General features: G+C 40.1%; 16 protein-coding genes. 9 read left to right on the forward strand and 7 right to left on the reverse strand.

Annotated features, from left to right (window positions below):
- Nucleotides 1–95: 95 nt before the first annotated feature.
- A complete protein-coding gene (locus JW841_02620; GenBank protein MBN1959817.1) occupies nt 96–791 on the forward strand; it encodes an HAD hydrolase-like protein in 696 nt (231 codons plus the stop codon).
- Between the two features lie 21 nt (nt 792–812).
- On the opposite strand, the gene JW841_02625 is transcribed toward JW841_02620, so the two are convergent.
- Nucleotides 813–1169: an ACT domain-containing protein gene (locus JW841_02625; protein ID MBN1959818.1), complete on the reverse strand. Its 357-nt coding sequence runs from the start codon at nt 1167–1169 to the stop codon at nt 813–815.
- Nucleotides 1162–2838, reverse strand: a complete 1677-nt coding sequence (gene ilvB, locus JW841_02630) for a biosynthetic-type acetolactate synthase large subunit (protein MBN1959819.1) — start codon at nt 2836–2838, stop codon at nt 1162–1164. Before ilvB ends, JW841_02625 begins: the two co-directional genes overlap by 8 nt.
- Nucleotides 2839–3158: 320 nt before the next feature.
- Between ilvB and JW841_02635 the strand changes: the two genes are divergently transcribed.
- Nucleotides 3159–3395: a hypothetical protein gene (locus JW841_02635; protein MBN1959820.1), complete on the forward strand. Its 237-nt coding sequence runs from the start codon at nt 3159–3161 to the stop codon at nt 3393–3395.
- Nucleotides 3392–3772 carry a type II toxin-antitoxin system VapC family toxin gene (locus tag JW841_02640; protein ID MBN1959821.1) on the forward strand — a complete coding sequence of 127 codons (381 nt, stop codon included), beginning with the start codon at nt 3392–3394 and terminating at the stop codon, nt 3770–3772. The genes JW841_02635 and JW841_02640 overlap by 4 nt, the downstream gene beginning before the upstream one ends.
- Nucleotides 3773–3851: 79 nt before the next feature.
- Here the strand turns inward: JW841_02640 and JW841_02645 are convergent, their stop codons facing one another.
- The 3 genes from JW841_02645 to JW841_02655 form a co-directional block, all read right to left on the reverse strand.
- Nucleotides 3852–5096 carry a carbohydrate porin gene (locus JW841_02645; GenBank protein ID MBN1959822.1) on the reverse strand — a complete coding sequence of 415 codons (1245 nt, stop codon included), beginning with the start codon at nt 5094–5096 and terminating at the stop codon, nt 3852–3854.
- A 139-nt stretch (nt 5097–5235) separates the two neighbouring features.
- The gene (locus JW841_02650; GenBank protein MBN1959823.1) at nt 5236–5697 is read right to left on the reverse strand and encodes a hypothetical protein; all 462 of its coding nucleotides are present in this window, start codon (nt 5695–5697) and stop codon (nt 5236–5238) included.
- Between the two features lie 82 nt (nt 5698–5779).
- Complete coding sequence (locus tag JW841_02655; protein ID MBN1959824.1) at nt 5780–6559, reverse strand: hypothetical protein; 780 nt, start codon at nt 6557–6559, stop codon at nt 5780–5782.
- Nucleotides 6560–6765: 206 nt separating this feature from the next.
- On the opposite strand from JW841_02655, the gene JW841_02660 reads away from it, so the two are divergent.
- Together JW841_02660 and JW841_02665 are read left to right on the forward strand one after the other, a co-directional pair.
- Nucleotides 6766–6951, forward strand: a complete 186-nt coding sequence (locus JW841_02660; GenBank protein ID MBN1959825.1) for a hypothetical protein — start codon at nt 6766–6768, stop codon at nt 6949–6951.
- A 19-nt stretch (nt 6952–6970) separates the two neighbouring features.
- The gene (locus JW841_02665; protein MBN1959826.1) at nt 6971–8122 is read left to right on the forward strand and encodes a glycosyltransferase family 4 protein; all 1152 of its coding nucleotides are present in this window, start codon (nt 6971–6973) and stop codon (nt 8120–8122) included.
- Here JW841_02665 and JW841_02670 read toward each other — a convergent pair.
- The gene (locus tag JW841_02670; protein ID MBN1959827.1) at nt 8111–9070 is read right to left on the reverse strand and encodes a carbohydrate kinase family protein; all 960 of its coding nucleotides are present in this window, start codon (nt 9068–9070) and stop codon (nt 8111–8113) included. The two genes, JW841_02665 and JW841_02670, sit on opposite strands and share 12 nt — an antisense overlap.
- Before the next feature lie 62 nt (nt 9071–9132).
- Nucleotides 9133–9438, reverse strand: a complete 306-nt coding sequence (locus tag JW841_02675) for a hypothetical protein (protein MBN1959828.1) — start codon at nt 9436–9438, stop codon at nt 9133–9135.
- Nucleotides 9439–9591: 153 nt separating this feature from the next.
- On the opposite strand from JW841_02675, the gene JW841_02680 reads away from it, so the two are divergent.
- The 4 genes from JW841_02680 (at nt 9592) to JW841_02695 (ending at nt 12522) form a co-directional block, all read left to right on the forward strand.
- A complete protein-coding gene (locus tag JW841_02680; protein ID MBN1959829.1) occupies nt 9592–9996 on the forward strand; it encodes a hypothetical protein in 405 nt (134 codons plus the stop codon).
- A gap of 201 nt (nt 9997–10197) precedes the next feature.
- Complete coding sequence (locus JW841_02685; GenBank protein MBN1959830.1) at nt 10198–10440, forward strand: hypothetical protein; 243 nt, start codon at nt 10198–10200, stop codon at nt 10438–10440.
- A 54-nt stretch (nt 10441–10494) separates the two neighbouring features.
- Nucleotides 10495–11661, forward strand: a complete 1167-nt coding sequence (locus tag JW841_02690; protein MBN1959831.1) for a glycosyltransferase family 4 protein — start codon at nt 10495–10497, stop codon at nt 11659–11661.
- A 66-nt stretch (nt 11662–11727) separates the two neighbouring features.
- Nucleotides 11728–12522, forward strand: a complete 795-nt coding sequence (locus JW841_02695; protein ID MBN1959832.1) for a hypothetical protein — start codon at nt 11728–11730, stop codon at nt 12520–12522.
- Nucleotides 12523–12528 lie beyond the last annotated feature (6 nt).

The raw sequence follows: 12528 nt of genomic DNA on the forward strand, positions 1-12528 counted from the left end.
GTTTTAAAATTTGCGCCTTTTGTAATTATTGCTATTTACAGAAATTGAGTTAGTTGCAAGCGTTAAAACACCAAAATTTTACTGTAGATTTTATTATGATGAGTCCGACAATATTACTTTTTGATATCGATGGTACCCTTCTCAGTGCTGGTGGTGCTGGCAAACGTGCCCTTGAACAAGCAATCAGTCAAGCCGTGGGTACTGCGTACAAACTAGCTTTTAGTCTCGATGGCAGAACTGATCGCGCCATTGTGCGCCAATCGCTTATTGATTTGCATTGTTCTGACAGCGATATTGAAAAAACCATCACACAAATTCTCGATAACTATGTTGAACGCCTTAAAATTGAGCTTAATGATACAAGTGCGTGTTATGTATATCCTGGCATATTAGATGTTCTTAATTTCGCTTACGCAAAACAAAACACGATTGCTTTAGGGCTTGGTACCGGCAATATTCAACGTGGTGCTAAAATAAAACTCGCGAGTGTAAACCTTGATGGGTATTTCAGCTTTGGTGGATTTGGTAGTGATCATGAAGAACGACCTGAAATTATCCGCATTGGCGCTATGCACGGTGCCGCCAAGCTCGGATATGATGTAAAAACTTGTCGAGTTGTAGTAATAGGCGACACTCCTCGTGACATTGCTGCTGCTCATACAGTTGGTGCGATTAGCATTGCAGTAGCCACCGGCAAATACAGTATTGAACAGCTACAAAGTGCAGGAGCGACCTATGCTTTTGCTAACTTAGCTGACGCAAATACACATAAAGCGCTTTTCGAAGAATAACTTAATATACAGTGCCGTAGCTCATCCCCAATCATCTATAGACTTAGTGGCTAGTTTTTCAATTGTATCAAGAAATACCGAGGCATTGGTAATCAACCTTGCTGATTGTACATCATGCAGTTTTTGTAATTGACGTATTACTTGGGGCATTAATTTTATATCATTAAGCTCAAGCCATATTTGTCTTTGGCCATTCACGTCAGGCAAACAAATCATTGAAGTAAGGCAATAACCACGTCGAGCACACAACCCGCTTACCTGAGCCATGACGTGTGGATGATTATCAACCAACAGCAACAAAACTGTACGAGGTGAATCACTTTGAGCGTTACTATAAGCGTAGCTTGTATTCATGGAAGAACTAGCATGCTTAGACATTGGGCATCTCCATAATCATATCAGTGTTGGCGCTACCAGGTTTAACCATTGGAAACACATGTTCATTTGCTGCTATAGGTATACGTATCAACGTTGGTTTAGCTGACTGAATGGCACTCTTTAAGGCTTGCTGTGGATTTGTTTCACAAGCTAAATCGTAAGCTTGCCACCCAAAACCTTTAGCAATAGCGACAAAATCAACCTGAGTACGGTAGTCAGTAGCAAAACGTTGACCAACAAACAAATCTTGCTGTTGTCCAACCAAACCTAACGACTTGTTGTCAAACAGAATAACTTTAATACATAGCTCTTCTTCCGCTGCGGTAGCCATTTCTTGCATATTCATTAAAAGGCTTCCATCACCACTAAAACAGATCACTTTCCGATAAGGATTTGCAAGAGCTGCCCCTAATGCAGCAGGTAGACCAAATCCCATAGTGCCAAGGCCACCGCTGGTGAGCCATTGTTGCGACTTGGCAAATGGATAAACCTGTGCCACCCGCATTTGATGTTGCCCAACATCAGTTGTGATTATGGCATCATTGCCGGCAATACTCGCTGTTATTAAAATTGCTCCATAAGCGCTTTGTACTTCTGCATTTTCTATCGGTTGCATTGGATATTGTGCTCGTATTTCACATACTTTTTGTCGCCAAGCAGATCGCTTTTGTGCTTTTATTTTGGGCAATAATTCAGCTAGCACCACACTGACATCACCTAAAATATCAATTTCTGGGATACGGTTTTTTCCCAACTCTGCGGCATCAATATCGACATGAATTATTTGAGCCTTTGGGCAAAAATATGAGATTGCCCCAGTGGTGCGATCATTGAGACGCGCACCTAAAATTATTATTAAATCAGCATATTCGAGAACTACATTGGTAAATGGAGCTGCGTGCATACCCAATATCCCTAAAGACATTGGATGAACAGTTGGCAAAACATCTAATGCCATCAATGTTTTAACCGCAGGAATATTACTTTTAGTAGCTAGCTTTTCGCACAATTGTGCAGCTTGGAGTGTACGTGTACCACCTCCAAGATAAAGTACTGGTCGCTTTGCGTTATTGATTAAATCAGCAGCTTGTTTAATTTTTTGTAAACTAATAGATGGTGGTACATCAGGCATTCCTGGTGATGGCCACTCACTAATTTCTATCTTTTCTTGCTGCACATCTTTGGGTAAATCAATCAATACTGGCCCAGGTCTACCAGAAGTTGCTAAATGAAATGCTTTTGGAATGATTGTTGTTAATTCATCGGCACTACGTACTAAAAAATTATGTTTAGTAATTGGCGCACTAATTCCGTAGGTATCAACTTCTTGAAAAGCGTCAGTACCTAATAAATTACGATTAACTTGTCCGGTAATACAAACAAGAGGAATTGAATCGAGTTTAGCGTTTGCTAGTGCAGTAAGTATATTTGTCGCACCGGGTCCTGATGTGGCAAAACACACACCAACTTGTGCACTACTACGCGCAATACCTTCTGCAATAAAACCAGCACCTTGCTCATGTCGCGCAAGTACATGGCGAATTTGCGAAGATTGCGCTAGCGCATGATAAAGTGGCAAATTACTTCCACCAGGAATGCCAGAAACAAACTTCACACCCTGGCGTTCTAACAATTTCACAACAATTTCGGCACCAGTTAAAAAAGTCACAGTTGACTCCCAAGGCTAATCCCTCGGGCATTCGATTTAGGCGGGGTATGTTTACTTGGGCAGCCCCCGCCGGTCATCGCGCCGGAGGGGGTTGATCGATAATTTAAAGACCCCTACGGCGCGCTAGCTACAATCAGTACTACGACTACATTAACTGTTAAGTTAATAGTCACAGCGATTCGATTAATAATTAAGCTAGCAGCTTTCATAAGGAAGCCCTTAAATAATAAAAATAAATATAAAATATTCTCCTTTTAAAAACAAGAGAAAAATCATTTGTATTATTTACATGCATATGCATGCGCGCTATTGTATAGATAATGAGAACAACCATAGATATTTCTGATGAACAACGATCGAAACTTTTAGAAATTGCTGGGCGTCGTGGTGAAAAAGGCTTTTCATCCATCGTTAAAGAGGCCCTAACTCTGTATCTGCGTGACCAGCAAAAAAATGAGGCAATTGCCTTAGCAATTAAACTTCGTGGTCAGCTACCTGAAACAGAAGCAGAAGAGTTAGAAAATTACTGCAAAATTATACGAAAATTCTGGCGATGATTATTGCCGACACCGATGTACTTATTGATTTTTTACGTGATTATCAGCCAATTGCTGATCGTATTGCTTTAGAAATTTCGTCAGGTTCATTTGCCACAACAGTTATTACTGCTTTTGAACTCAACTCTGGGGCTCATTCTGCTCGACAAAAACATGCGGTAACTTGTCTACTTGATGCACTCAACATTATAGTGCTCGACCATAATGCCTCTACTATTGCTGCAAAAATTCGCGTTGACTTGGAGTCTCGCGGCGATGGTATTGTTATGGCTGATTATTTGATTGCTGGTATCTGCCTTTCACAAAAGGCCTCTCTTTTTACTAGAAACATCAAAAACTTTAACCGTATACCAAATTTGAAATTAGTAACCCCATAAAAAAACGCCCGATTTACTTTCATTAAGTAAATCGGGCGTAAGTTACAACATTTACATTTAACTACTTTAGGCTAGCTGATTAGAACCAAGCTTCGCCTTGGATACCGATCTGAAGACCATTGGAGTCGTCAGGACGGGGACCAATACCTGATGCGCCACCTTTAACTGAACCTTTGGCAGCATCATTCCAGGTTGCGTAGGTAGCATAGAGACGAATACGTGGTACGCCACCAGGATTAGAGCAGATTTCGATAGCTGGGGTAATTTTGATTAAATTAGCAGCATCACCTTCATCAGGCGTAACTTGATCAAAGCCAGCTTCGAGCAACAATTGAACATGCTTAGCAACAGCATAAGTAACACGACCACCGAACTCAATAGCTGTTACGGTGACGTCAGCATCGCTGTCTTTGTTCATTTCATAAATACCAACAACCTCTAAATTAAGACCAGGCATTGGATTAATATTGAGGTTGTCGATTACACGCATTTTGCTGATTTCTTTGGGTCTTGAAAGTTCAAGTCCACCATTTGCACCAAAGCTACCGTTAGCAACTGCGCCAGTGCCGTACTCGAAAGCAAGTTGATTGTTGCCGCCCATTACATTTTGAACATATTGGACAACGCCACCAAATGCGACATCGAGGTCATCATGTTTTGCTGCAATAGGAGTTACAACCATTACGCCAGCTTGAATGCTGCCGCCTTCAATGATACCGGCTTTGACGCGTAAGTCATGCAGGTAACCAGCATGAGCATCTGAAGAACCGGCGTTCATGATGGCATAGCTGACTTTGGCTTTTTCGCCAACAGCAATGTCTTCAATACCAGCGCCGTAACCTTGATGTGACCAATAGAACAAGTCGTTAATACCTGAGTATTCACGCTTATAGAATTTGGAACCAGCCCAAAGTGTGGCGTCAAGACCAGGGATCTTGGTCAAATCAACATATAATTGTTGGATTTTGGCGCTATAATTACCTTCCCAACCAGCAAAACTTGTACCCCAAACACCAATGTGATTGGGATCGTAGTTACCGCCAAGCATGATTACGGCGTGACCGATGGTGCCGTCTTCACCCTTGAAGGCAAGTAAATTAAATCCAAATTCCATCCAGTCATTTTCATTACCAAGACGGAATTTAGCAGGAGCGCCAGAAAGACCATAAAAGGTCTGTTGGCCTTTATTTCCGCTTAATTGAGCACCTTGGCTCACGCGGAAATAACCGAACATTGAAAGACGCTCATCAGCAGCTTGAGCGCTAGAAGCAACAGAAACAACCGTCAATAAAGCTAAAGCCTTTACGATCCGAATGGATCTCATTTTTGTATCCCCTCTGCGTTTTATTACAACTTAAGTTTCGCAAGAAGAATGACCCAAAAAGTCATACAGGAAAAAAAAATACCGTTGCGATTTTTAGTTACCGCCTCCTTCCTGAGTCGCAACGCCTGCACCGGACGGGCTACGCCTGACGGGTTAAGCATGGTGTCGCGTTCACTCTCGATCCACAACTACCGAATAAACCAAATCTCGGTAATTGCGGGTTATACGCTTTACTCTTTTCAGGCAAGGGAGCAACCCAATGACCTGCCCACTTATCTGATAAATTCGACAATAATCTACTGCCCATATCATTGAAGCATTGTGTAGGATGTTCAGCACCAATGGTATGTGCACGTAGTCTCCTATAAGACATGCTAGGTGCGCGGCAAATTAACATGCGCTGTTCGTGTGGGTCAATGGTATTAATAAACTCATGTGCATGTATTCTATTCAGAGGTATATTCTGTTTTGTATTCACCCCAAAATCCCCATACTCCATGGATGACCTCTGAACTTGCTGCATTACAAACCCCTGCGCATATCTATTTGCTATCTTGGCCTGCGGTCCTAACACATCACCATGACGCTGGCAACGAGACATTTAAAAAAACCACCAGTAAAATGCGATCGAATTGCTTGAAATTATTATCTGGTGACGATCTTGTCGATCAATGGCCTATTATTTAATTAGATTGGCCCTCAGGAGTCTCAGTAGCTGCATTAACTGCATCTTTTTCAGGGTTTTTAGTAGTTAAAGTTTGGTTGTTATCATCTAAAGGTGTATTAATTTCTGTTTTGTCTTGTTCGGGTGAATTTTGATCCTTGTTGCTCTCTCCATTTGTGCTGTCACTATCTAATGTGTTGGTTTTAGCTGCGCCGCTGTCAACAACATTAGAATCATCTTCGCTTTCCATTAATTCCGTATCTACTTTTTTATCATCAATATTAAGATCGTTTTCTTCTGATTCGCTATTTGCTTTATCTTCAAATTCTTCAGGTTGAATACGATCGCGTAATGCCATTTCTATTTCAAAATCACGATTCTCAATGCGCTCGCGATTGGCTTGTCCATGATCTTGCACAATAAGAAAAATATGAATTTTACAACGATTGGATCCCGTTTCAGTGCCTACTACGCGATAACGGTTAGGGCCTTTCCAATCGGTTTCCATCGCGCGTTGGCCATCACCAATTTCTTTAGTTTCACTCGATCGACTAAAAATACCCCGGACAAAACCATGCCCTTCTTGGCCAGTAATCTTGCGATCATTTCCTTCTAAAGGATAATTTTGTTGGGCGAAAAAATGCAGCATTAGTGGCCAAATAGCAGCGAGATTTCTATTATATTCGTAATCTTTCATCTCATTTTTAAGCGATTCATACCGTGCTTCTCTAGCATTTAAAAAAGCACAACCTGTAGATAAAATCGACGAAACAGATAATGTTACGCATAGATTAAACAATGCTAATCTGGCAAATTTGTGAAAAATAGTAACAAAAAAATAAAAATGGGTTGTTATAGAATTTAATAAACGCATAGAGACGGGACTTAACGCATATAGCTATGTTTTGTCTCCTCTCTAGATAAAAAAAAATAAACTTATTATGTCTTGTTATATTAATGAAGCATTTGGCATTGCCATACGTCTTGATATATGAGGTTTTTAAAATGTCACAAAAGTCGCAAACACATAAACATACATTCAAACACTTACCATTACAATGGCGGTCAGTATTAGCTTCCACGCGTCTAAAACTATGGAAATTGGGCGCATTGCCATATAATGCGCTTGTTTTTACCGCAGCAGCTATTGTGATTATTCAAGCAAAAGCTTGGAGAATACGCGACCATTAACTTTTTGTGCGATTAGCTCATGAAAATTGGCATCATCAGCGAATACTATTATCCGACATTAGGTGGCATTCAAGAGCATGTGCATCACTTTGCTCAAAAGGCCTTAGTAAGAGGCCATGATGTACGCATCATTACTCCTAGGGTACGAGGTGCCTATGATCGACAATTAGCAGGATCGCATGCGGTTCCAGTTATTCATGTGGGCAGGAGCATTCCTATCTATAATAATGGCTCAATCGCACGTATGGCGCTTGGTTATAAACTCGGTAATCAATTACAGCATATTTTCGAAAATGAAGCCTTCGATATAATTCATATTCATGCGCCGCTAACGCCAATGTTGCCGCTGCTAGCTTTAACCCGTTCTCCTACTACTACAATAGGCACTCTGCATACTAACTTTGAGGGCAGCCTTTTATTGCGCCTATTTCAAAAAAAATGCCAACAATATTTAAATCGTTTAAATGGCTTAATTGCTGTATCGCCAGCTGCAGCAAGACCACTCGCTTCATATTTTCAAACGAATTGCCGCATTATTCCTAACGGTATTGATGTTTCGCAGTTTCATCCTGACTTGCCTCGACGTTCTGAATTCGACGATGGCCGCATCAATTTGCTTTGGGTTGGGCGTATCGAACCTCGTAACGGCCTCGATCGCATGATCAAAGCTTTTATACTTGCCAGCCAGCGATGCCCTAATTTACGTCTAATAATAGTCGGTGACGGCCCGTTGCGGCCTACATTTGAAGCTATGGTACCAACCGCTTATAAACCATTTGTGTATTTTTCTGGCTTTATAAACGCCAGTAGACCTTCTTACTATGCTAGTGCTGATATGCTTTGTGTTCCCACGAGTATTTCTTCATTCGGTATTACCCTACTTGAAGGCATGGCTGCAGGTATACCTATAATTGCTTCAGACATTGATGGCTTTCGCGATGTAATGACTCAAGATCGTGAGGGCGTACTTATTGATACAGCAAATATAAACACCTTTGCTGAAACTATTGAAGCAATAGCCAATGATAAATCGTTAGCATTGAACTATGGCATGCGTGGTCGACAGACAGCTATAAATTTTTCTTGGGATCGTGTAACTGAGAAAATAATTGATTATTATCGCGAGATAAAGAACCAAGAAACAGGACAGACATCACGTTTAACTGCGTAATTGATGCGCTGCCAAGAACTCCTGAACTTGCGATAAACTCGGAGGGTGTACGCACCCAGGTGATGTTGTGCAAATTAAGGCAGCAACAGCACAAGAAAAGCGAATATTATCTTCATCGCTAAAATTACTTAATAAGCCATAGATTAAACCGCCACGAAAACTATCCCCAGCACCAGCACTATCTACTACTTCGATTTTAAAAGAAGGCATTTCACAACGTTTGCCTGGTGCTATGTGGTGCTCGATGTTGGTATTGGATTTATAACCACGACCGTACCATAGTGGTTTCTTACCAGAGGTAAAAACCACTAAACCAGGACATTGCTCAAGATATTTATAAAAAAGCTGTTCGCGAATTGTATCTGAATGCATGGCATCAGGATATTCACGTCTTAAAAATTCTTGAGATATTGCAATAATATCAGAAAGAGTTGCTAATTCAGAATCAGCACGAGTGTCGCATGTAACAACGCTACGAGCAGCATGATGTGCAGTGCGAGCAACTATTAGGGTTGCCTCACCAAATGATGGATCAATACAGGCAATTTTAGCTGCACGAATTTTATCTATGTTTGGCATTTCCCATTGTCGTGTTGTAAAAAGTAAATCGATGTATCGACCAAACACCGTACGAGTTTCGCCATCTGAAATTACCAGTTCGGTAACCCCTTGATAACCTGGCTGCACTTTCAATCCTGAACAATCAAGACCACGAGATTGCAAAAAATCGAGGGTGCGTCGACATTCATGATTATCGCCAATCCAATTGCCTTCTAATGTAACAGAGATACCTAGTTGAGCTAAAACAAGGGCGCTACCTGTTGCCTCACCAGAATGATTATCAAGTATTTCAACTATTTCAGAGTAACCATCAGGTTCTGGATAGCGCCCTTTTAATCTGATTATTTTACCAGTGCTAACATGACCAAAGCAGTAAACATCTGCCATTTAACTACCTAAATAAAAAACTAGAAATGTTCTAATATCAAACCATGAATAGTCAGCTTATGCTATTTGGCCTGACAATTTTTTTCTGCTTGGAGAAGTTCCATTTGAACTTTGGTTAGGTTGTCATCACTTTCTTTTGACATAGAAGCAGCGCGGATCTTATCATCAGCCGCTTGTCGTAAAGCTGTAGCGCGATCACAGCTTGAAGCTTTCTCCAATTCACTTTTTTGAAGTACAAATTTAGGACGATTTTCTTCGTATAACACGATTAGCTGATCTACTTGCCGCATTGCCTCCTCTTTAGAAATACCCCCACAGCTGCAAAGTACTCCTGAAAACAACAACACAATACTTATCCCTCGCCACATAAAAACTCCTTTTTTCAGTAAAAAATGAACAATGCACCATTGTAAGATTACCAAATATCGATACACAAAAAACCGGCGATTTCTCTATTGTAACATTATATTAAAAAATCATTGAATTTCTTAGTTTAAAAACAGTCTCTCCTGGGGTAACATATGATTGGTCGCAAGTACGGAGCTTTAAAATCGGAGGAAATGATGCTTCGTTCGCTTGTTGAAGAACGAGATTTGCAGCCAGTAAAAGCTGACGATACTGCTAAACAAGGTCAGATGGCACTTGAAAATTTCGTACTTGATGTCCTGTTTAATCCAGCAAATCGCGAAGGTTCTCGCTTTCGTGGCGAATGCTTGGCTTGGCGTGACGCCATCGAATGCAGGGCTCTAAAAAAGGATATGCTAGCTGATGCCCAAAGTTTTACTCCTGGAGCATCTGGTTGGGAGCGCTTTGGCGAAACCGGTAATATTGCCTATGCTGGACGCCTTGCTGGTTTTTTTACAACGGTGCGTTTTATACCAGGTGGTGAACCTGAAATTACCATCGATCTTGACGAATACAATTAAGCGATAACTTCTACGTATTTCTTTGTTTTCTATGACATTATTGCATAATTTTTAGTCATGGCTTAGATAATCGTATTAGATAATTTTTAGTAATACAACGCGTTAATATTTAATATTAGTTAATGCAAAATAATCATACATATTGCTCTACAGTTAAAGCCTTAGTATTCTTCGCCAACTCATAAATTTAAGGAATTTATAATGTCTGAAGAAGATTTAAAAAAAGAGCTTGAACGATTAAAAGCAGAAAATGAATCATTAAAAAAAGGTTCACGTACACAAACTATGAGGGTTAGTGAAAAGGGAGGATTATCTGTATATGGTTTAGGCCGCTTCCCGGTTACTCTTTATAAAGAACAATGGCTTAAATTACTTGATATGGCAGATGATATTCGTACCTTTATTAAAAACAACGATGATAAATTAAAAAGTAAAAGCGCCTAAGCTTAGCCTAGCCCTAAATACATCTGTCGTGTTACAGCTTACCGCCTAAAAGAAATGACCAAGCGTATTTGCATGGTGGCGTATACCCACTATCGTTCTGATGCTCGTCCGCGACGTGAAGCTACAGCATTAACGCAACGAGGTGATATAGTAGATTTTTTTAGCCTTGGTAATGCCAGTAAACTCAGTCAAGAGATAATTGATGACGTTAATATTTTTAATTTGCCTGCGAAACGCTACCGTGGTTCTAGCGCTATTGCATATATAAGAAGTTATATAAGGTTTTTTCGGCAAGCTTTAACATTAATCACTAAACATCATTTTACTAAGCGCTATGATGTTGTGCATGTTCACACCATGCCTGATTTTATGGTTTTTGTAGCTGCATTAATTAAACCGCTTGGTGTCAAAGTCATACTCGATGTTCACGATACTATGCCAGAACTTTACCAATCGAAATTTGGTTTGCGTGGACAACATCCACTTATTGCTGCTTTAGTAATGCAAGAACGTATAGCTTGCGCATTTTCTGACCGTGTTATTTGTGTTCATGAACCTCATCGCGACTTATTGATGCGACGTGGTGTTGATGGCAACAAAATAACACCTATATTAAATGTACCTGACTCTAAAATTTTTGGGCCCCCACGTGATAACCCGGTTTTATCTTTTGAACCACCACGAATTTTTTATCATGGAACTATTGCACAGCGTCTTGGTCTTGATGTGGCGCTACATGCTTTTCGCCGCGTTCATGATTGTATCCCAACGGTTAGCTTTAATATTCTCGGTACTGGTGATCAAGCAGAAGCTCTTCATTCTCTAATTGCTGACTTAGGACTTAATGACGCGGTTAATTTTGCAGATAAACAATTTGCCGTAGAAGAGTTACCTAAACTTCTTGCTGATGCTACTATTGGTTTAGTACCAAATCGTAGTGACCCAGCAACACAAATGATGCTACCGGTTAAGCTTCTTGAATATGTGCATCTTGGTATTCCGGCAATTGCTCCACGCTTACCAGTTATCAAACACTATTTTAGTGAAGATGCTTTAGCATTCTATGAACCAGGTAATTGCGAAAGTATGGCTACGGCTATTATTAATACTATAAAGGATCAGGAAAGTACTAATATGCGAAGATTGCAAGCTTCAACATTTGCCCGACAATATCAGTGGGATAATTTAAAACATGACCTTTATTCTGTAATAGATTCTTAATGGTGTTTTTATAATATGAATATTTTATCTCATGGTTACTATTACAACATATAATGGAGCAGATACATGGCTGAACCAATAGTATTAGTTATTGGCTTGGGAGAAATTGGTATGCCACTTTTTGAACTTATCAAAAAAGCTTACCCAAAAGCGTGTGGTATTGATATCAAACCGGCTGCTATAACCGAGTCGGTTGACTATATGCATATTTGTTACCCTTATACACCAACAAACGATTTCATTGAAGCAACTGAAAAATATGCAAAAAAATATAAACCAAAAACTATTATTATTCACAGTACCGTAGTACCCGGCACCACCAAGAATATCGCTTTACGCACTAAAATACCAACTATCTATAGTCCAGTCCGTGGCAAACATTCGAATATGGCAGCTGACTTATTACATTATCATAAATTTGTTGCTGGGACCGACGATGAGGCCGTATCGAAAATAGCTAGTCATTTTAAAAAAGTTGGTTTGAAAACCACCATACTATCAGCTCCTGAATCGCTTGAGTTAGCAAAACTTGTTGAAACCACATATTTTGGGTTACTAATTGCTTTTGCGCAAAACATCGAACGTTTTGCTAAAGCATGTGGAGCTGATTATAACGAATTACATAAATTTTTTGGTGAAGTTGGTTACTTGCCCAAACATCAATTTACTCCAGGTTATATCGGCGGCCATTGCATCATGCCTAATATTGAATTGCTGAACTCTTGTTTTAAATCAGAAATACTTGAGGCGATTAAAACTTCAAATGAAATTAAAGGCATTGAATTAGGTCAAGCGGCGATTAATCGTGAGCATGGCAAAAATCGAACTCGTGTCACCCCAGTAAAAATTGAGCATAGTTAGTTAAGT

The sequence above is a fragment of the Deltaproteobacteria bacterium genome (assembly GCA_016931625.1).
Taxonomy (GTDB): Bacteria; Myxococcota; XYA12-FULL-58-9; order XYA12-FULL-58-9; family JAFGEK01; genus JAFGEK01.

Excerpts from the sequence above, each read along its gene's own strand:
- JW841_02645 (MBN1959822.1), bottom strand. The coding sequence starts at position 5,096 with ATGAGATCCATTCGGATCGTAAAGGCTTTAGCTTTATTGACGGTTGTT.
- JW841_02690 (MBN1959831.1), top strand. The coding sequence starts at position 10,495 with ATGACCAAGCGTATTTGCATGGTGGCGTATACCCACTATCGTTCTGAT.
- JW841_02620 (MBN1959817.1), top strand. The coding sequence starts at position 96 with ATGATGAGTCCGACAATATTACTTTTTGATATCGATGGTACCCTTCTC.
- JW841_02640 (MBN1959821.1), top strand. The coding sequence starts at position 3,392 with ATGATTATTGCCGACACCGATGTACTTATTGATTTTTTACGTGATTAT.
- JW841_02675 (MBN1959828.1), bottom strand. The coding sequence starts at position 9,438 with ATGTGGCGAGGGATAAGTATTGTGTTGTTGTTTTCAGGAGTACTTTGC.
- JW841_02650 (MBN1959823.1), bottom strand. The coding sequence starts at position 5,697 with ATGTCTCGTTGCCAGCGTCATGGTGATGTGTTAGGACCGCAGGCCAAG.
- JW841_02695 (MBN1959832.1), top strand. The coding sequence starts at position 11,728 with ATGGCTGAACCAATAGTATTAGTTATTGGCTTGGGAGAAATTGGTATG.
- JW841_02660 (MBN1959825.1), top strand. The coding sequence starts at position 6,766 with ATGTCACAAAAGTCGCAAACACATAAACATACATTCAAACACTTACCA.
- JW841_02685 (MBN1959830.1), top strand. The coding sequence starts at position 10,198 with ATGTCTGAAGAAGATTTAAAAAAAGAGCTTGAACGATTAAAAGCAGAA.
- JW841_02665 (MBN1959826.1), top strand. The coding sequence starts at position 6,971 with ATGAAAATTGGCATCATCAGCGAATACTATTATCCGACATTAGGTGGC.
- JW841_02680 (MBN1959829.1), top strand. The coding sequence starts at position 9,592 with ATGATTGGTCGCAAGTACGGAGCTTTAAAATCGGAGGAAATGATGCTT.
- JW841_02625 (MBN1959818.1), bottom strand. The coding sequence starts at position 1,169 with ATGTCTAAGCATGCTAGTTCTTCCATGAATACAAGCTACGCTTATAGT.
- JW841_02635 (MBN1959820.1), top strand. The coding sequence starts at position 3,159 with ATGAGAACAACCATAGATATTTCTGATGAACAACGATCGAAACTTTTA.
- JW841_02670 (MBN1959827.1), bottom strand. The coding sequence starts at position 9,070 with ATGGCAGATGTTTACTGCTTTGGTCATGTTAGCACTGGTAAAATAATC.